The 21,656-nt window shown below is 41.8% G+C and carries 11 protein-coding genes; all 11 read right to left on the bottom strand.

What is annotated here, in order from left to right; genetic code table 11:
* Position 1: 1 nt before the first annotated feature.
* A complete protein-coding gene (locus BLP81_RS00150) occupies positions 2-2,494 on the bottom strand; it encodes an MFS transporter (RefSeq protein ID WP_093364020.1) in 2,493 nt (830 codons plus the stop codon).
* 11 nt (positions 2,495-2,505) lie between these two features.
* Entirely contained in the window at positions 2,506-4,002 is a 1,497-nt protein-coding gene (locus tag BLP81_RS00145; protein ID WP_093364018.1) for a glycoside hydrolase family 30 protein, read from the bottom strand.
* 23 nt (positions 4,003-4,025) lie between these two features.
* Positions 4,026-5,309: a glycosyl hydrolase family 17 protein gene (locus tag BLP81_RS00140; protein WP_093364015.1), complete on the bottom strand. Its 1,284-nt coding sequence runs from the start codon at positions 5,307-5,309 to the stop codon at positions 4,026-4,028.
* Positions 5,310-5,315: 6 nt separating this feature from the next.
* Positions 5,316-8,768, bottom strand: coding sequence for a hypothetical protein (locus BLP81_RS00135; protein ID WP_093364687.1), 3,453 nt, complete (start codon positions 8,766-8,768; stop codon positions 5,316-5,318).
* Positions 8,769-8,862: 94 nt separating this feature from the next.
* Positions 8,863-9,690 carry a glycoside hydrolase family 16 protein gene (locus tag BLP81_RS00130; RefSeq protein WP_093364012.1) on the bottom strand — a complete coding sequence of 276 codons (828 nt, stop codon included), beginning with the start codon at positions 9,688-9,690 and terminating at the stop codon, positions 8,863-8,865.
* Between the two features lie 51 nt (positions 9,691-9,741).
* A complete protein-coding gene (locus BLP81_RS00125) occupies positions 9,742-11,184 on the bottom strand; it encodes an Ig-like domain-containing protein (protein WP_093364009.1) in 1,443 nt (480 codons plus the stop codon).
* Between the two features lie 8 nt (positions 11,185-11,192).
* Complete coding sequence (locus BLP81_RS00120) at positions 11,193-14,360, bottom strand: glycoside hydrolase 5 family protein (RefSeq protein WP_093364006.1); 3,168 nt, start codon at positions 14,358-14,360, stop codon at positions 11,193-11,195.
* A 524-nt stretch (positions 14,361-14,884) separates the two neighbouring features.
* A complete protein-coding gene (gene bglX, locus BLP81_RS00110) occupies positions 14,885-17,158 on the bottom strand; it encodes a beta-glucosidase BglX (protein ID WP_093364000.1) in 2,274 nt (757 codons plus the stop codon).
* A 63-nt stretch (positions 17,159-17,221) separates the two neighbouring features.
* A complete protein-coding gene (locus BLP81_RS00105; RefSeq protein WP_093363998.1) occupies positions 17,222-18,133 on the bottom strand; it encodes an Ig-like domain repeat protein in 912 nt (303 codons plus the stop codon).
* A gap of 5 nt (positions 18,134-18,138) precedes the next feature.
* On the bottom strand, positions 18,139-20,151 hold the full coding sequence (locus tag BLP81_RS00100; RefSeq protein WP_143002792.1) for a hypothetical protein: 2,013 nt from the start codon (positions 20,149-20,151) through the stop codon (positions 18,139-18,141).
* A gap of 11 nt (positions 20,152-20,162) precedes the next feature.
* Positions 20,163-21,650 (bottom strand): RagB/SusD family nutrient uptake outer membrane protein, encoded by a 1,488-nt coding sequence (locus BLP81_RS00095; protein WP_394330523.1) that lies wholly within the window; start codon positions 21,648-21,650, stop codon positions 20,163-20,165.
* Positions 21,651-21,656 lie beyond the last annotated feature (6 nt).

Raw genomic sequence — 21,656 nt, 5'->3', positions numbered from 1 at the left:
TTTACTTAAATTTAATTTTTTCGTTTTTATCCCATATTCCCCAGCGTTGACCAACATCCCCTTCATGGCGTGCTTTCCAGGATTCGTCAAAAGATGAGAAATAAAATAAGTCTATATTTTCTTTTTGCGCCCAGTTATTCACATTGATGAAGTATTTCATCGCGTTGAGCCTGGTAGGAATGGCTTTCCCTGTATTTTCTCCCTGAGTTGGCCAGCCTGTTTCAGCAATCATCACCGGTTTGTCTTTAGCTTTCGCTTTAACGAGTGAGTACATTTCCCTTAAATAAGACGTTGCTATTTCGATTTCTGCCCCTTCCCAGAACGGATAGCAGTTGATTAAAATAACATCACAGGCCTCTATAAGCGACGAACTTTCATTAAACAGGGAATACGCATCAACATAACCCACCGGGATACCTGGCAGTGCTTTTTTGACGGTTTCAATATACACTAAAAGTTCTTCTTCGGTAAGTTCTTCGCGGAGCAGTACTTCGTTACCAACTACGGCTATGTCCACATGGCCTGCTTTACCAAGTTTAATCAGTTCCTCAATTTCTATCTGGTTTTGCGCTTTATCTTCGCTTATCCAGGCCCCGGCCATGGTTTTAATACCAGATCTCCTGGCGACCTGAGGGATGTATTCATTTCCTCCGGTAGATGAAAAAGACCTTAACCAGTTTGTATAAGGTTTAACGATATCAACCCGTCTTATGATTTGTTCTTCAGAGAGAACATCCTCTATATCCTGTCCTTCTTCGTAAGGGCTGAAGCATAAGCCATGCATGCCCTTGTTGAGGGTAGTTGAAAAAAGATGGAGTACCTCATCTATGGATTTGTCTGAGAAATCTATATCATATTTAAAATCGGGAGCGATTTGCAACGAAGTCAGCGAAAGCAGGTTTTGAGCATGATAGGAGGAACTCGTTCTTTTTGGCAGTGCCTTTCTTTTCTTGAGCTCAGCTGCTATTTCTCTCACCCTTTTCTCGCCCAGATCATAACGCCACATGACCAGAAAGGCTAAAGCAGCGGTTGATGCCGGAACAAGGATATCTGCAATTCTAAGATTCGTCATGGTCTCCAGACTTTGATCGGTTATGTTTTGGTCAAAGCCTACTATTTTCAAAATAACTCCGCTCAATATGATGGCCAAAGCCTGACCCACTTTCACCATCCACCAGTAAATAGCACCAAACGTCCCTTCTTTTCGGGGCAAGCCGTTTTCCAGTTCATCCAGGTCACAAACATCTGCGGTCATACTCATCATCAGGGTAAAAAGACCGCCCATTCCAAAAGCAAAAAACGGTATGGGCAAGAAAATCAACCAGGGCACACCGTCTTCCACGTTGATAGTAAACCAGGTTGCTCCTATACTTTCCAGATAGGGATTCAGAAAATTAAAAAGAGAGCCTAAAGCCTCTGTAAGACTTTCACCGAGTGCCGTTTGATTGAATTGTTCATTCAATTCAACATCAAATCCCCACCACTTCAGGATATAACCTATTATAGATAAGAAAGTTGCAATTAAGAAAGCCTTTCGTTTTCCAAACCGGGTTGCCATTTTAGAAACGATCGGAATCACAATGAGGGCCGTAATAACCGCATTGAGTGAATTGAACCAGGCCGGCCAAGTTCCTGCCATTTCCCAGCTCCCCTGGTACATATAAAACACAATGATAAACACTGAAAAAGCCGCCACCAGCTGAAAACCATTAAACACTAAAAAAGTGGCTCCGCAAAGCTTCATAAACGGCTTGTTTTTGGAAACCTGAACAATTCCTTCATAAAGCTTTTTCATATTCTTTGCCAGTGTTTTGAGACTGATCCTTTCCCGATCTTCCATCTCTCCGGCATCCATTCCCTTGCAGAACAAAGCGGGTAATATTCCAAAAACCATACATACCCCACCAACGATATAAGCCATGGTTCTCACCCCCTGAGCTGGATTATCGAAGGTGTTAGGATCCGGTATAATCACGTATAGCCAGGGCACAATGATCCAGGCAATTTGCCCCATGGAATTGGCAAGACTCATCAAGCGTGTTCTTTCATTATAATCCGGGGTCATTTCATAGCCAAGTCCGACCAGAGGCGTGGCAAACATGGTGTTTCCAACAAGGAATAAAATTTGCAGAATCATCACGTACCAGAAATTATAGGTCATAGATGCATTTTCATCCAGTTGCCACATCAGGATGAACAATATCCCACTAATAATTGCTCCTGAAAAAATATAAGGCCGGCGTCTTCCGTATCTTGATTTTGTATTGTCAGAAATAAAGCCCATGATGGGGTCTGTAAGGGCATCGAAAATTCTGGGCAAACCACCTAAAAGTCCAGCCCATATAGGATCCATTCCAAAAGCCGTAAGAATAAATACCTGCAGGTAAACCCCCAAAACTCCCGGCAGGAGATTTAATACAAAATGGCCTGCCCCAAAGGCAGCCTTCTGACCAACCGGAACCCGATCTTTGAGTGGTGTTTTTATTTCAGACATACAAATGAGAGTTAGTTAATGAGTGTGATGGTTTGGATTGCCTGTGGACTGATTGAAAGTGTTTTTACAGCATCATCCAAATGAAGATCAAATACTTTTTCTTCTTTGGAAGGATTGAACACAATCACCACATGGCTCCCATCAGGGTTGGTTGCAGCACTCACCTGCAGGTCCTGGTCTGTCGATTCAAAAGCGATACGTTTGGCCCCTGGTCTAATGTATTTACTGAAGTGCGCCATGGTGTAATACAAAGGCGTAAAATAAACTTCATCCTGGTCTGGATCTACGATAACCGGAGCTACGCACCAGTTTTTAAACCAGTTGGGGCCACCCTGACGGTCGAGCACCATATTCCAGTCTACCCAGCCGTCTACCCAGTTGTTCATACACCCGATAATATCTCTGGCATAGCGGTAAACCGGTCGGTATTTGGGGTGTAAGTGTTTCTGGTCTTCCGGGGCCCAGTCCCAGCCCCAGTCGGTAGCCTCTTTTTGCCAGTACCAGTCGTCATTCTGCCATTTTGGAACTTCTGAATCTACACAAGCCTCGGTCTGAATCAGATATTTATCAGGTGCTTTTTCATGAGCATATTGCAGGGCTTCAGGAAAAACTTTAAACGTACTTTCATACCAGTGAATAGCCATTCCGTCATAATATTTAGCATTCGCTTCATTTTTATACATCACATCTACCCATTCCTTAATACCCTTCCTGTTTTGATCATAACCCAGGATTTTTAAATCTCCCTTGCCGTCATTTTCAAGTTGCGGACCGAGGTAGTCTCGCACAAATTCGGTCATTTCTTCAGGGTTGTAATGCATACTTTCCCAGTTATTCCCGTTGCCGTGTGGTTCGTTTTCCACAGTAAACCCCCAAATATCAATACCTTCAGCTTTGTAAGCATCGGCATATTTGGAAAAGAATAAGGCCCAGGTATCGTAATGCTCTCGCTTTAATTCACCACCCACCCAGGCGTTGTTGGTTTTCATCCAGGGCGGAGCCGTCCATGGCGATGAAATAATATTAAATCCTTCTGAGGAAGCTGCCATAGCATCTTTAATCATAGGAATGATATCGTCCTTATCTTCTTCAATGCTGAAAAATTTTAATAAGGTATCGCCTTCAACTGGTGCATAAGAGTATTGGTCAAGTGAAAAATCACTTGAATTCATATGCGTCCTGGTTAAAGAATAGCGCGCACCACTATCAGCAAAATAAGCATCGATGATTTTTTGACGATTTTCTTTCCCTAACTGATTCAGCAAATAGGCCGAAGATTCTGTAAAAGAGCCCCCAAAACCCGTAAAGGTTTGAAAGGTTTTTTTAGGATTTAAGCTGATTTTAGAGGCTGACTCAGTCCCAGGGCTGAAAGAGTCTATTTTAGAGAGTTTATTTCCACTTCTGGAAGTTTCAAAAACCTCAACTGTCAATGATTTTTCTTTTTCTACACAAGAACTAGCTAACATAAGTGATATTAAAGTGAGAGATAAAATTTTCAAAGGTTTCATAAATAGTGATTTTCATAATTAAGTTAATGGTTGACCATAATTTCATTTTTAACTAAAGGCATTTGCACATCCAAAAGCAGATTACCCAATTTACCGTCATAGGTCTTTGTAATTTCATGTTTACCGCGTTTCAGACCCTCAAAAGCACCCCTGTCTACAGCCTCCCAAAGCGCATATTTGGCTTTCCCATCAACGGTAAATAAGCCAAAATAATTTTCGGAACCTTTAGGGTTATGCGCATCTTTCCAGGGCTCATCAAAAGCTTCAAAGTAGAAGCATTTGACCTTGTTTTCTGTGGACCATTCGCGCATTTTATGATAGTATAAGGCTTGTTTGTATTCATCGGTGGCTCTGGAACCGGTCATACTATAAAATCCGTCTGAATAACTTGCCCAGCCTGTTTCACCGATGTGTATTTGTTTTTTAAGTCCTAAACTTTTCACATAACTGGCTACACTATCGTATTGCGTCACCGCATAACTCAATGCCCGATCCATGACTTTGTCTAGCTTTTCGAGGTTGGTCAATTTGGTTTCTTTGGGTAAAATCCCCCAAAATACAGGATTGTAATGCGTGTCATGCATAGGGTAAGTATGAACCGAAAGATAATCTACACTTTTGATAAGCTCCTCGAGTTCCGGGGTGTGATATTCACTTTCTCCTCCTCCCCAGGACGCAAAATTATCTGAGCTGGTAATCCATACATTTTTATCTAAGCCTCCTTCTTTTTTGATGTTCTGCAGATGCTTAACCCATTTTAAAATAATATGGGGCTGAACAAAATAAGCCGATGCCCATTTCACCATAGCCTCGTTTCCTACAGCAATGATCTTGACAATGTCCGGATACATATTGGCCAGCTCCACAGCCCGGTCAATTTCGGCAGCGTTGTTCACACTCCCTTCGTTATGGTTGAGAGGCAGCTCTGTCCAGGCATTTTTGCAGTCTATCCAGGCCCCGAGCATAACATACATTTCAAAATTTTCATCTTCTGCTTTCAACTCCTTTATCGCTTTTAAAATGTTTGCCGCATGTGGCAGACGAACATTATAGGTGCGTAAAACACGAATATCCATAGCATGAAGGATTTTCAAATCTTCTTTAAGCTCTTTTAGCGTCGGTTGAGAATCGCGAGTTTTCTTACGGTAGCCGCCATACGAAATGGCCAAATAATCTGGCTTATTTAAAATCTCTTTAGCGGTCAAATTGCGGTTATTTTGCATTGATTTTTGCTCTTTTTTGGTTTGAGTGCACGAAGCCAGTAAAACCAGGCATCCTATTAAAATTGTCTTTATTATAGGCTTCATGAGCGTTTATTTTAAAAATGAATCTTCAACCTGAACGTGGATCATTTTGATTTTCCCAGATCGGTCAAATACCTCCTGACTAATTTCTTTTGGCAATTGAAGTCCGTCGATTTGCTCTGAACCGCCTTTACTAAACTCAACCTCAACTTTATTTTGAGTTGACCTGGTATAAAGGATGGGTACCTGACAAAATGTAAATCCTAGCGAATTCTTTTCGAGTTGAAGTTGATGTTTTTTATTGGCCACATCAACATATCTAAAAATATGTTTTTCATCCAGAAATTCTGTTTTTCTGAGCAGGTGCGGCTTAAACTGAAGCTTACCTTTTTTGATGCTGACGCCCAGTTCGCCAAACCGACTCAAGATATCTTCTTTGACCTGACCGGTCATACCCGGCTGTTGTGCTCCTTTCCCCTGCGGTGTATGCGAATAGGGATCGGTTGGGAATGCCCCGTAAAGTTTGGGTGACTTATGAACACCAATACCTTCGTTAATTTCGTAGTAATGTTCCAGAAGACGACCGGTAACCTCGGCTGAGGCCTCAGTGTTTATCGCCTGAACACAGGTTTCTAAAACCGATAATTGCAGTTTAGAAACCATATGCCAATAGATAGAACCCAAACCTTCATAGCCGTAAAAGGTTCCCGATCGGCCTGTAAAGGATTTATGGTTGAAAACCTCTTCGTAGATCTTTAGAATCCTGTCCAGCTCGCTTTCAGCTAAAGCAGCATAGTATTCATCATCAAGATTTAGTAAAGCCTGTTTTAATTTCTTTCCATTATTGAAATTGGCATTGAAATGATAATTCCCTTTAGCGTCTTTTTCAATGATTTTTCTGTTTCCATCTTCGATCATTTTCTGAAGTAATTCAGAAGAATTTACCGAGGATTCCTGAATCGTATTTCGTTCTAAAAAGCCCTTCAGTTCTTTGTTAGGATACAGTAAATAACTGTACTGGTCTGGTCTGAATAATGCGCTTTGTTTTAAGGCATCCAGCAAACTCAAAGCCTGGTCAGAATTTAAATAGCCGGAACTTAAGACGGCCACCTGACCTTCCAGCATTTCAGACAGATAATCGATGGAAACCCCATCTTCGTTTAGCGTCATTAAATTATACGCGTGGTACAGGTTATCTGTTCGTTTGTTAGCTTCAATCGCATGTTCCAGATAAACCAGACTTGAGCTTATGAAATCGCTAAGCTGTCCGGCAGAAACTTCGGTTTTGGTTCCTGAAAACCCGGCCGTGTAAACCTGAGTTCTGAAAATACTCGCCGCCTCTCCCAGTTCATCCAAGATGTCTTTACGCTGACGGTCAGTAAACCTGCCTTCAGTTAAATCCTGGTACGTCTTAAAAGTAACTTCCATTTTGGCAAACATGTCAGCCAGTTCTTCTGAAATCTCATAGCCTTCTGAAGCCTCAACCTCTTCAAGAACGGATTCGAAGAAAGCCAGAAAACGTCTGAGGTAGGATAAGGTCACCATGGAAACCCCATTACCCACCAAAGCATTGTTGGCATCGTTCCATTCAGGACGCTGCGTATTCATCCAGATCCCGGCTTCAGGAATAAAATTAGAGAGTTTTGCTAAAGCAGTTGCCAGTATTTTTTCAATAAAATTGACATGAATAATGTTGCCTTTTTTATCTCGTCGCAATGCGCCGTCTGCTCCGATTTCATTTCGTTTTTTACGGATTCTGGTATCGGCTTTATGATCGAATTCTATCGTGTCCTTAGGATCGTTCAAAATGTCCTGATAAGACTTGATTTTGTAAGGAACATTGGCGTAAACAAACTCTGATTTATTAAACAGGCCAGCTAAATTATTTGGCTTGTAATCTTCGTAAAATTCTAGAAACTTGAGCAGGTAAATAATTTGATGATCTCCCCAATACCCGATATACGACCAGGGATCATCCGGCTCGATGGTTTCCCAGTCAAAACCGTCCTTGGTGACGCGGTAAGGATTATACCCATCAAAGGTACTTGCGTTTAAAAATTTATAGATCATGCTTTCGATAAACTCAGGATACGAATGGGCAAGACTTTCCCAGTTTTGAAAAATATCCCGCCAGTTCCCTTCATAATCCAGAATTTTATGCCCCTCATCATCTTTTGTATTAATCGAAAATTGATTCCAGGGTCTGCTCGGGTCACCGTGTCTTCGGCTAAATTTCAAGGGAAGATATTCAAGAGCAAGACGTGAAAAATCTTTGTCATTTTTAGATTCAGCCAGGGCTTTCAGATCGCTTAGAGAAAAAACCTCTGGCAAGGACTTGATTTCATCTGAAAATTTTTCGGCTAAAGGCTGGTTAGCCTTATGCAGGTATGCTTTAAAATCCCAGCGTTCGATCTGGTAATTATTGTCAAAAATACCGCCACGCATGATGTTGAACATGGTATTGGAATAGTGACGTATATCTCTTAGGTTGTCATTAGAACGCTGTAAACCATCTGCTGCGCCATTCAGCTGAATTAATTTTTCAGTACCCAATTGAATATCTTGTTCAATGAGCTGTAACAGGTTATCTTTCTGTAAGTCTTGCTGAAGCTTAACCACTGAAGCGTGGTTGTAATTCACATCGGCGATGATGTGCCAGGACTTGCCTGCTTCTGCCTTTAGCTCAAGTGTGTCGTGAATAAAGTAGGCTCCTTTTTCAGCTTTAACATCGGTTTCTTCAGTGAGGGCTTTTCCCGATCTAAAGTTTTCGAGCTGCAAAGAAGAAAGTAAATGGGTTGGATTTTCGACACCCAGAGACCAAACCACATTGGCTTTCAAAGCTTCGCTAGGTTCGGCTTTATCGACAGGAACAGCGCTAAGGGCAAAAATGCCCAGACCCGTTTTTTCATCGAGTTCGCTGCGTTTGTAGGCATCTACAAGATTACTGCTTTGTATCTGTAAATCGCTAACCACACCGGCAGGTAATACATTTTGGAGTCCGTCTAAAACTTCAAGCTTAACCGGTTTGGAATCCAGGTTAGACAACTGAGCTTCTTTTACAAACCCATAGTTATCACTGGTGGACCAGCGGTAGGTGAACTTGAGTTTTAAGCTGTGATTGATTTCTTCAAAAATCAATTTATCGCCATAAATGTTCTTATATATGTTCCTGGTGATTTCATACTGCTCAACAAAGCGGTTTGAAAAGGGCTCCCAGTAGTTGATCTGATCTGAAGAATGGATTTTAACTATGGTTTTGCTCCCGGTGTAGTGGGCAGATTCGGTAATTTTATCGTCTGTGTAGTAAGGAAAAAGGGCGTATTCCGCATTGCGTCTACCCGCGGTTAAACCTCCGTTACTAGAAATAAACATCCAGTGATTAGAATCACTCACAATACTCATGAAAAACGGCCTCAAAGCGTCATTATTGGTGATTTTCAGAAATTTTTCACCGTTTAATCTTACCTGTTCCAAGTCACTCGTTTTTGACGTTTGATTGTCAATAATCTGGTTTTTGTTCATCAATTTAATATTTGTTTTTCGTTCAGTTTTATATTTGCAAAAGCGGTAAGGTTTTAGCAATACCGCTTTTGTCATCTTTGTGTTGAGTTAGGGACTACTCGTAAACCTTTACATAATCCACTTCCAGAGTTTGTGGGAAGACCGTATTAGCATTTGGAGGCCCCACAAAAGAGCCGCCCACGGCCATATTGATTATAATATAAAAAGGCTTATTGAATACCCATTCACCAGTTAAGTCTTCATCATCTGGTGTGATTTGATTGTAAAGCACATCATCGACATAGTAATTGATGTAATTTTTTCCCCATTCAATACCATAGGTATGAAAACCTGTATCCAGTCTTTCATCCATAAATTCATAACTTTTAGTCACAGCATTGCCTCCGGAATAACCTGGTCCATGAACGCTTCCGTGAACTATAGTGGGTTCACTCCCATCATATTCCATAATGTCAATCTCGCCGGTTTGAGGCCAGCCTACCTGATCTATATCTGTGCCCAGCATCCAGAAAGCCGGCCACAGACCCGCACCCCATGGCATTTTCATACGCGCTTCTATCCGGCCATACTGCTTTTCAAATTTGGCTTTAGTCACTATACGTGCAGAGGTATATGCAGAGCCTTCAAAAGACTCTTGGCGGGCAGTTATAACCAGCATCCCATTTTCTACTTTTAGATTTTCCTCCCGGTCGGTATAGTGCTGAAGTTCGTTATTTCCCCATCCCGGAATACCTTCCTCAGAACCATCTCCAACTACAAAAGACCACAGAGAGGGATCCAGTTCGGACCCCTCAAATTGTTCTTCCATGACCAGGTCATTGAGTGTAGTAACGGTTTGTGTTTCGTCCAGGTCACAGCTTTGAAAACTGAGTGTAAGCATACTCATGATGAGCATTGAGCAGAGTATTTTATAATTCTTCATCTTTTCTTATTTATCATTAACCTCGATTATAGTCAGCATTTAATTTCCTTATTATTCAGGATTGATGTTTCCGCCATCTTCTCTGTAGAAGTAGATGTTATCCACATAAAATTCTGAGGGTGGTGTTCTCCCTGCAAAATCAGCTAAAATAATTTGGCCTAAATTGGTTCTTGGGTTTAAGCCTGTAATATTGAAATCAATTGAAATCCATTCTCCTGAAACAAATCCGGAGGTAAAGCCCTGAGAAATAACCGTATCGTCACCGCCTGCAAACGAATCATCCGCACCAAAATCAACCAGGTCGATTCTAAGTCCGGTATTCACCGGTGGATCTACCGGAATAAATATGTCAAAATGCAGATGCGTAGCCAAACTAGCGTTTATGGTAGATACCCCTCGGTTGAATTCTATACCCACAAAGTTGAAATTCAGATAATAAAGTACATCATCCCCTTGAATTGTAAAATCGGATGAAGTCGTGGTTTGAAAAGGCGCATAGAATCCATTGAAAAAATCAACCGGCCTATCCTGATAGGCATTGCTAAATAAAGAAATAACACTCTGTGGATCCCGTGTAGGTGCAGGAGCAGAAAAAAAGTCTCCTAAAGATTCCACTACTAAAGAACCGGCAGCTTCCTCACCTCCTAAAGTGGCCGTAATTTCAGCCGTTCCTGAACCGACAACATCAACCTTACCAAGTTCACTGACTGTAGCCACACTTGCATCTGATGAGGAGAATTCGAAATAATTTGGAGTAACATTTGTCGTTACGTCTCCCTGGGTTGTACTAAAGGTTTGCGTTAATCCTTCTACCTGTAAATTTCCCCCAGTAAAAGTCTGAGCGAAGCTGTTATCACCATTTTCTATTCTTGGTCTGGGCTGGGCAACAGTCCCCAGGTTTTCAAATTTTATCTCATCTATCCAAATCGCATACCCCAAGCCATTGGTGCTTTGGGTTCCGGCAGCAAATGTAAACATGCCCCTTTCCTGAACTAATTTGGAGGGGTCTGGTATAGGAATAATGTATTTTTTCCAGCCGGTTGACAATTGTATATCGGTAGTCGCTCTGTATGTATCATCTATAAAATCGCTTCCGAAACCAGCTTCAATAACTGCCGTTGTAGACCCTTTAGCCCAGAAGGTTAATGCATCGTAACCGGTTAGATTTCTTCCTTCTCCCCTGTCTCTGAATATACCTCCTATAAATCCTCCGTCCGGATCGTTTGGATCGGGAACATCAATTTTAATTGACGTGGTCCCCTGATAGGCCTCAGAGTCATCGGTGCCAAAACCGTTTACGTTTGCTCCGCCTGCTGGATCAAAGGATATGAAGAATTCATCTGTAAGACCTACGGGGGCATCAGTAAAGATTTGTCCGTTGGTAGGATACGTAGCCAAAGCAGCATCATCCGACACCTCTCTTTCGCAACTTGTAGTCACTATCACAGATAGTATAACAAGCCCTAATAATTGAAAATAGTTGTTATGTATCATTCTAAATATTATTTGCCTATGTTAAATCTAATGTATGTCATGATCTCCCACTCCGAGCCGTTAGGAAACCCAACAGCGCTAAGAATGGGTTCTGCATTAAAAGAACCAATAGGAGTTGCATTAGGAGAGTATCTTGGTGAAAACTCATTTAATGATCTCCATATTCCTCGTATACCGATTTGGGTAGTGGGTAAAATAAACCACTCTGGTTTTGCCAGCGTCATGGACATATCCAGCATGGTTTGCAGGGGAAAGGTTAAGTTAAAATCCCTATGGTAGTCATAAGGCCCCCAGTCGTCGACTTTTACATCCGCTACAATCCAATATTTTTTATACCTCACATCTAAATTCGCGCCAAATCTGCCGGTAACCAGTCTTTCAGAATCTCCCTGAGCCTGACCGTTACCATAATAAAAGGTCCCTACAAAACCGAGATCCGGACTTAACCTGGAAACTACTTTAGCATGCGCTTCCCAGAGATCTTCTGCAGGAACAGAATTGGAAAAGGCAAAAAATTCACGTGTATCCAGAAACCCAATGTGGGCGTCCATGGTAGTGGGTAAGTGTCTGTAAACAAAGCCCGCACTCAAAGCAAATTCCGCATCTTCGGATCTATTGTTATCCCAGTTGTACATATACGTACCGGGAGTGGGATCGAAAGTAAACAGGATCTCCCCGGCTGTAGTTTCTCTATTCCACCTTACGGCGAATGGATCATCGATTACATTTCTCAGTCTTCCTGGCGCGTCCCCATTGTTTGGCATGGGATCTACCAAAGGTTTTTGCCATAAAAAATTAGGAGCAATCTGCCATTTCCCTATGTTATAGGTAAAACCAGACAGGAAATTAGACTGGTTACCGCTTCCGTTATCTTTCAGTTTCCAGCCTGTAAAGGTTAAGGTTGGATCTGCACCTCCATTGGCTACAATTCCCATGACAGCTCCCTGAGCATACCAGTTAAATTTTCCTCCAGCATAGGTGATTTTTGCTTTACCACCCCAGTTGTCATCTGCGTTTACCTGATCTACCACCACATTACCAGCATCATCTATATCCTGATAGGTGCTTCCGTTGAGAGGACTACCAGCCCAAATTCCACCAAGAGTCAACCCAAATTTACCGAAATCTCTTTCTAGTGCCAATGTAGCTCTTTCCTGAGGCCAGGGAGGAATCACACCACTACGCACCTGATTTTGATCCAAGATTCGGCGTCCATTTTCATCAAATTCTAGTTCTGTTTCTAAATCTCTATGGTATATTCCTGTAACATCCCAATTCTTAATCGTTTTACTGTATTTATAAAGCATGGTTGGATTGGCACCCCACCACAATTGAGGACCAATAGCTGCTTTCAGACCCTCTAAACTTCCTTTAGCGTCAATCTCGATACCTGAAATAACACCGCCATAAATATCTAAATTGGGTCCATAATTGGCTTCCGGATATAATCCAAAGACATCGCCTTCGTAACCCCAGTGGTAGTGACCTGTCCTGTAGAATCCTCTTAAGTCGAATAAATCGTTACTCCATTCAAATTCTGCCTGGTAAACCTGTAAATTGTCATTCTGAATGATCACTTCACCATCTGGCGTAGTTACTGTTACAGGTCTTGCTCGGTTTTCATAAAAGATTTCATTGATAGGATTTTCAGCCACATCCCCAACGAAGTTGAAGTCCACATTAAAACTGACATTGGCAGCAGGTTTACCACCTACGCCTATGAAATAGGACTGCATTTGATCAAACCCAAGTTGGTTTGGATAGGAGTTGCTGTTCGGATCTGGATTATCCGGTGTTGTAATTAAATTACCCCCGGTATAAAAGGTAGATAAATGCGCTGCTAATCGGCTAATTCCAACTTTTTCAGAATCTCCGCCGCCTAAGGCTGCTTTATCTCCTCTTGCCTGCAAAACCGCATCCATTAAACTGATATCATTAAAATGCATTTCAACATCAGAAAGATCATTATCCTCGGCATATGGATTGAGCTGGTGAGCTTCTTTTAAAGCATAATAAGCTGCTCTGGGATATAAATCGTATAAACCCCTTGCGCTGGTAGGTCCTTTAGCACAAATTCCAAACCACTCTTCATTCATGTTGTTTTCACCTTCTTCAAAATCCCTGCTGTATCCTCCATTGGCCCAGGAGGCATTACTGTCATGCACTTCAAGGTTTTCTGTCTGGCCGTACTTCCACCATCCATCGCTAAACTGAAAGGTAAATCCACCCAGCGAGTTTTCCGCAAGACCAAGTCCCGCAGCATTTTGATAAATTTCCCTCCAGTTCTCTACCATATAATAGGCCTGCGCCTTTTGGTCTTCCTGCATTTCTATCGCATTGAAAGCATCGGCACCAAATTCAGTGAATAAGATGGGTTTTCCATAGACTTCCTTTACTTTTTGAAACGCGTCACCAAAAGATGCCCCTCTGTACATGTTGGTCCCGTAGATATCGACATCGGGACATTCTTCAGCAATGATTTCTAAGAATAAAACATCTCCATTACAAATGGCAACCGGCAGTGAGCCGTCAATGTCTTTCATGGCTACCGCAGCCTGATTCATCAAATTATACATGGGCCTGCCCCGATTTTCGCCTATGGCTTTAATTTGATCTTCTTCATCAGGAAAATCCTCAGTTTCTGCACCGGCCCAAAACAATCCGTAGTTATTTTCATTGCCTAAAAGAAAAAGCAAAAGACCTGGAGTGCCTTTATACTCCTGCGCCAGCTGAGTAACCTCCGAAAGGAGCAGGTCCTGCGTAGCGGCGTCATCATATTTGGTCACAGGTGTCCACACACCATCTATAGTTAAACCATAACGACCGAAGGAATGGTTGAGCATGGTATAAATGCCATAGTTTTCATAAATATAGGTGATCCACTTAGGCTGAATACCTGTGTATACTCGTATAGTATTTACCCCCATATTGCTGAGTAAACCCATTTCGGCATCCAGCGCAGCTTTGATAATCTCGTCAGATTGATTCCATAAACTATAATTGAAGTTTCTCCCAATAGGGACATAACTCCAGTTCATACCATTTATGATTAAGTTTTTACCATCAACTTCCAACTTCATACCTTGTTCATTAGATATGATTTCTACCTCGTGCCCTTGAGAAAAACCAAAAGAGCAAACGAAAAAGAAAACAAAGGCGAATAAAAGATTTTTCATGTTAAAGAATTTAAGGAACTCATGTACTCAAACTTAAAGGATTGAGTTGATATTTGCCTATGGAATTACACTACAAAATATATACACTGTAATAAAATGTTATTTTTTTTAAGAAATACATAATCTTTGAATGAAAACACTAAGTTTACTGAATCACAGTATTTTAAATAAAGTCCTTAAACGAAGTGAGTTCCCTGCTTGTATAGTTAATGTTTGGTTTAAAGAGCCTAATGTTAAGGTGCTGGACACAGAGCCTCAATTTAAACTTAAGGATTTACATCAAAATTACAGTCCCTCGCAATCGATATAGATTCATATTAATTTCAGAAGGCAGATTGCCTGAAGCGAATTTCTAATTTTCGAAACATTTTCAAACCTCTCTAAAGTATTCTTAAGGTTTTGATTTAAAAAATATAAACACCGCTTTATTAATGAAAAAACGGTGTTTGTAGTGACGGTTCATAGGGTATTAACTTCCTCTTGGAAAATGAAAAGTAAAACCATACAGATTACTTCATGCACAGCTACAGTTCAAAAGTTTCTGTTAGCTCAGCCTGAGAGTCTTCCCCTACAAATACTCGAAAGCTTCCCTCTTCGACTATAAATTCCCCTTTATTGGTGTAAAAGCCTAAGTCTTCATCTGTCAGTTGAAATGTGATGTTCTGGCTTTCTCCGGGTTGCAGCTCAACCTGCTCAAAACGTTTAAGTTCCTTTACAGGCCGTGTTACACTGGCATATTCATCATGAATGTATAACTGCGCCGTAGCTTTACCCTTGCGCTTTCCTGTATTACTTAAAGTAACTGAAACAGAAACGGTCTTGTTATCAGCATAAGTATTTTTAACCTGTAAGTCTTTAAAACTGAAACTGGTATAGCTCAAGCCATAGCCAAATGGATACAGAGGCGTGTTTTTCTCATCGGAATAATGTGACCAAAATACCTCTCCAGGCGAAGGAAGGTAAGGTCTCCCGGTAGATTTATGATTGTAATAGATAGGAACCTGACCGACATGGCGCGGAAAGGTCATCGGTAATTTACCACTCGGGTTGTATGCTCCATAAAGAACGTCTGCAATGGCATTTCCGCTTTCGGTACCGAGCTGCCAGGCTTCCACAATCGCCGGAATATGTTCATCTGCCCAGGGAAGCGCAAGAGGCCTTCCGTTTTGTAAGACCAAAACAATGTTCGGATTGACCTTATACACTTCTTCTAATAGCTCCTGTTGAACGCCGGGTAAATCTATTCGCGTTCTGCTTCTCGCCTCCCCGCTTTGTAATCCATGCTCTCCCAGGACCATTACCACAACATCTGCAGATTTTGCTGCTGAAATGGCGTCCGCAAAACCACTTGTATCGCTGGTATTGATTTGAAGTTCTTTGGTAAAAGACGCTTTGCCTATAATTACTTCAGCTCCTTTGGAATAGGTATAGGTATTTTGATCGAATTTCGCCAGGCCTTCCAGTACGGAAACGGCTGTTCCGGTGTCTGCTGCGAGCCTCCAGCTTCCTAGAGGAGAGGTTTTATCGTTGGCAAGTGCACCGATCACAGCAATATTTTGACCCGCGGATTTCAAGGGTAGTAAATCCTTTTCATTTTTGAGCAGGACAATAGACTTTTTGGCGATGTCTCTTAGTTCTTCTCTAAATTTTGGATGATTTACGGTCTCCTGTTCGCGCGCTTCTGAGCAATATTTATAAGGGTCTTCGAAAAGCCCAAGTTCATATTTGACCTTGAGAATTCGACGTACAGAGTCATCGATCAATTTCACATCTACTTCACCGGCTTCAACCAGGCTTACAAGCTCTTCTATATAGTGGTAAGATTCCATATCCATGTCGGAACCCGCAATTACGGCTTGTTTAGCAGCAGCACGCCCATCTTTTACGAATCCATGAGCTATCATTTCTCCCGCAGAATCCCAGTCGGTCACCACAAATCCGTCAAAATTCCATTTGCCTTTGAGTATATCTCTTAGCAGAAATTTATTCCCGGTGGCAGGAATGCCATTGAGAACATTGAACGCAGTCATAATGGTTTTGACATCAGCTTCCACGGCAGCTCTAAAAGGAGGAAAAACGACATTATAAAGCGTAGACGTGCCGATATCTACAGTATTGTATTCTCTGCCTGCCTCGGCAAAGCCATAGGCCGCAAAATGTTTGGCTGTAGCCGCAACGGTATGAGTAGCGGATAAATCATCACCCTGAAAACCGTTTATCCTTGCTTTGGCGATTTCACTGCCAAGATACGGATCTTCGCCGGCACCTTCCATAACACGTCCCCATCTGGCATCTCTGGAAATATCTACCATGGGTGCAAAGGTCCAGTTGATTCCTGCAGCTGAAGCTTCTTCTGCAGCGATTTCAGCAGAGCGTTTAATCGCTTTAAGATCCCAGCTCGCCGCTTCAGCCAAGGGAATAGGACTCACAGACTTATAGCCGTGGATAACATCAAAGCCAAAAATAAGCGGAATGCCCAGTCGGGATTCTTCAACAGCTATCTTTTGAACAGCCCTCACATTTTCAACGCCATGCACATTGAGCATAGAACCGACCAAACCCTGTTTGATATGTTCCAATTTTTTGGCGGCTCTCCCCTGATCGGGCTGCGGCCCAGTAAAATCCATGAATCCACTGTACTGATTCATTTGACCAACTTTTTCTTCCAGTGTCATTTTAGCCAAAAGTTCCTCCACGTTCTGGTCGATTTTTGATTCCTCTATATTTTTATTTAAAGAAGGGTCTTGCTGGCATCCTATTAAAAGGAGGCCAACAAAACCCAATACATTCCATTTCATATATCTAATTATATAATTTTATAGTGTCTTTATTTAATAATGATTACTCTATAAGCTTTAGGCTTATTCAGAGGTAAGTACGAACCACCACTCAAATTCACCATTACCGTCTGTGGTACTCAGTACGATATCATTAGGACTAGAGGTCCAGTCAAATATTCTGTAATTATGAGAACCCCCGGTATAGTAGCCAATGAATCCAAGTCCGGTCAGACTAATTGTCTCTACACCCCCTGGTCCAATGATAACCCAGCTTTCCTGGAAGTCATCATAAGGCAAATTTTCAATATCGGCGCCATTTGTTTCACCACCAGAGCTACCCAGCTGATCGACTAAACCAGCACGTCCAAACACCGTACCCGATGGATCTGTTCCTCCATCATCGTTAGTAGCATTGGTAATAAAAGTAAAGGTTCCATCCTCATTAAAGATGTATCTGTCATCATACATGCCTACACCTGCTTTTTCGTTAGGTCCGGCAGCATACCACTCTGCTGGCACAGATCCTTCAGGGGGTCCTAAGCCGAAGTGTCCAGCCTGTGAAGATTTGATTCTCCAGGTCTTGGAACCATCGCCAATAAGTTTTTGTAACAATTCTGGCGGTGGAGCATAGGTAGCAAGAACTTCAACTTCAACTGTTGTAGACGATTTTACACCCGCAGTACCATAAGCAATCGCAGTGATCGTGTAGGTGTTTACTCCCAGATCTGAAAAGATAAAGGAGGTGCTTCCCGATGGTTCAGTTTTTTGATTGCCATTGTGGATAAAACTGTACGAAATAGCATTATCTGCGTTAGCCGTGAAGGTAACAACTCCAGAGCCATCCCCGTTAGGGTTATCGGCATCTGCGCCAGCCAGTTCCGCAGTAACCGTCAAATTGGACGGAGCAACAATATCTCCAAACTGATGATCATCGTCTTGGCAAGCAAAAAGCATCAGGCCAAGTAAACCGATTATATAATTTTTTAGTTTCATAGTTATTAATTTACAAGTTTTATTTCATCATAATAGTATTCACTACCATCTCCAGCAGTTCCAAAATCAAAGAATATAACAATTCTCATATAATCTGCTTCGGGTGCACCGCTAAAATCATAGACCAGTTCTTCCCAGTCGTTGGCCACAGTATTTGTGATATCCACTTCATGAGTTACACTCGCGTCCTGATTTTCCAACTTGAGTTTAATAGGTATGCCGGAAGTTGGAGAATGCGTCAGTACCCTTATTTTAGAGAAAGTATCTAAGTCTAAAGGGGTATCAACTTCAAATAATGCACCCGCCCATGTTTCAGATCCGGCAGTCTTGGTCAGGTTTGCAACCTGGCTAGTCGTATTGATTCCGGTTGGGTTTGGATTTGAAACCACTTCAACCGGGTCTATATTTCCAAATACGATAAAAGCAGGGGCTGTACCTTCAAAATCTTCAATGGCCTTACCGCTGTAATTTATATCATCGAAATAATAATCGGCACCAGTTCCCGCAGTTCCAAAATCAAAGAAAACGGCCATTCTTCCGAAATTTAAAGAAGGGTCTGCTCCTGCAAAATCAAACTCGACTTCGACCCATTTATTGGCTTCTGGGACGATAGAAGTAGTTTCAACAAAAGTATTGGGATCATTAGGGTCTTCAAATTTAAGGAGAACTGGAATATTGGCCGTTGGAGACCAGACTTTCATCGTGAGTGTAGTCGATATGCTAAAATCAACTTTCTCAGTTAAATCGGTAACTACTCCGGCCCAAACCTGAGAACCGCTCGATTTATTTTGTCTTACAACCTGTGAACTCGTGTTTAAACCACTGGCATCAGGATTTGCAATAACCGCCGCAGAGCCGCCTCCAAAACCAATGAAGTTATAAATCGCAGCGTCTTGTTCAAACCTTAAAGGAAGTGAGATATCTACAGCACTGGCGGTGCGGAGGTTATCGAAATAATAGGTCTCACCAGATCCGGCTGTATTGAAGTTGAAAAATATAGCAAGAACTTCATAGGTTGTTGATAAATCCAGTGCAGACATATCGAAAGTCAGGGTTTCCCATTCGTTAGCAACTGTCGTAGACTCCTGGGATTCAACAAAAATAGTGTTGTCCAGACCGTTTTCAATTTTGAAAAGCACAGGAACACCGGCCTGTGGAGAATAAACGTCCATTTTGATAAGCGTACCGTTAGTAAAATCGATCGGTGCACTGAGGGTTGTTGAGGTTCCCGCCCAGGTTTCAGAACCTGCAACCTTGGTATAACTTGCCACCGTTTCAGAATCATTGACAGCATTAGGATCGGGGTTTGCAACAATTGGCACACCCGCAGACTCGCCGCCGCCAAAATTATAAAAGGTATAATCCACAGTAGCAGATTCGAAATCCACAGGAAATACCAAAGGATCTGTTATCGTAATGGTTTCCGAATAAGAGGTCGTAGCCTCTCCGCCACTCAAAGCGGTTACGGTAATTTCGAAATCTCCAACACTGGAGTAAGTATAACTTACAATATCACCTAAGCCGAAGCTAACTGGAGTTTCATCCGGCATTTCACCAAAAGTCACTTCAAAACCAGCAGCATTATCTGCTGTCGCAGACACATTGACAGATAAAGGGTCGGCTGGAAATTTTGTGATCGTAACCTCTAAATTTTCCGGAGGCAGAAAAGAAACGACGAGGGGCTTGGTAGCCTGAGTTATTTCATCAGCAATATTTAAAGCGAAAAGCTCCACGTCATAATTGCCTTCAGCATAGATATGCTTAAAGGTTTCTCCTGCAGCAATAGTATCTGAAAGCTCACTCCCATCGCCAAAATTCATAAAGAATTCATTGGCATTTTGCCCTGTAGGGGTAAAAGTGACTTCACCAGAATTATCCTGCTCGATGCTAATTGTCGCATCGATATTGCTCGGTGCTTCAAGGTCTATTTTTGTTAAACCTTCATCTTCAGTACAACTGATCATACTTAATAGTAGGAGCATTAATATACTGACTCTTATGTTGTTTTTTAAATTCATAATTTTCATAATTAATAGCCTGTGTTTTGTGACCAATTGCCTTGAGAAAACTGAATTTCTTCTAATGGAATTGGGAATACATTATTTTTTGGAGCTGTAAATCCCTGGATAGCCTCTGCCGCACGACCTGTTCTAACCAGATCGAAGAAACGGTGGCCTTCACCAATAAGTTCTAAGCGTCTCTGTTCAAAGATTTCCTCTGTAAGCTGACTTCCTGAAATATCGACTTCTGACAAACCAGCTCTTACTCTTACCTGGTTTACGTAATCCAAAGCAAGTGCATCGTCGATATTTCCTCTATTTAGAGCTTCTGCAGCCATCAGTAATACATCGGCATAGCGAATAGCTCTGTAGTTATTGGGTTGCGTTAAATTGGCATCCCCTAAATTATCATTTTTCCTAGGTAAATATTTTTTGTTGTAGTAACCGGTGTGACCAGTTCTAGGGTCCTGATTTCCTATGGTATAAGAGGCCCCTGTTTCATCTACCCAGGCTTCTATATCCAGGATGCTCAATTCTCTTCTGAGATCATTAGATTCAAAAGCATCGTAGGCCTCCTGCGTTGGCAAATTAAAGCCAAAACCAGATTCATATACAGGGCCACTGTATCCTCTGACTCCGCTAAATCCAACCATCACATTACCTTCACTGCATTGCAGGCAGCCAAAACCGGCACCTTCTGCGCCTGTGTATTGTACTTCAAAAACAGATTCAGCACTATTTTCAGCATTAAACTCGAAAAGATTTAAAAATTCTTCGTCGCCTTCTGTACCATAGAGGTGAAATTGACCAGAATTGATCACTTCATTTAGCACTGGAGCTGCAAGAATAAATTCATCCTGATACAGGTGAACTTTACCAAGCAAAGCTTGAGCAGATGCTTTTGAAGCTCGTCCTACTTGAGGTGGCTCCAAAGACATATCTGCTATGGCTAAATTCAAATCATTTTCAATATAAGTGTACACATCCTCTACGGGAGATCTTGGAATAGACGTTTCTTCACCCAGTTCAAACCTTCCTTCAGGTTTGATGGGAATAGCTCCAAACCATTTGACCAGTTCAAAGTTAAAATAAGCTCTCAAAAACCTGGCTTCTGCAATGATCTGGCTTTTACCATCGAAATCAATGTTATCTTTATTTTCGATGATATAGGAAGCTCTGTAAACTCCTGCAAAATTAAAATCCCACACATCATCTATATTATCATTTACGGGGGTATGCTCCATCTTGTCTACCTGCTGCCAGCCTACCACATCTGTAGCGCTTTCTCCTCCGGCATGTGTATTATCGGAAGCTATTTCGCCTAGAATAACATTGACGTAGGTGGCCTGCAGGGGATCGTAAGCGCCGATTAAAGCAGCTTGAAAATCTTCTGCAGTCTCAAAAAAGGTTTCAGAAGTCAGTTGATATGGTGGTTGTTCTTCCACAAAATCATCAGCACAGGAAAGCAAACTAAGTGCTACACAGGCCATAAATAAATTTCTATATAAGGTACTCATCATAAT

It is taken from the genome of Psychroflexus sediminis (genome assembly GCF_900099815.1).
Classification (GTDB): Bacteria; Bacteroidota; Bacteroidia; order Flavobacteriales; family Flavobacteriaceae; genus Psychroflexus; species Psychroflexus sediminis.
This window is presented reverse-complemented; position numbering and strand designations above follow the sequence as displayed.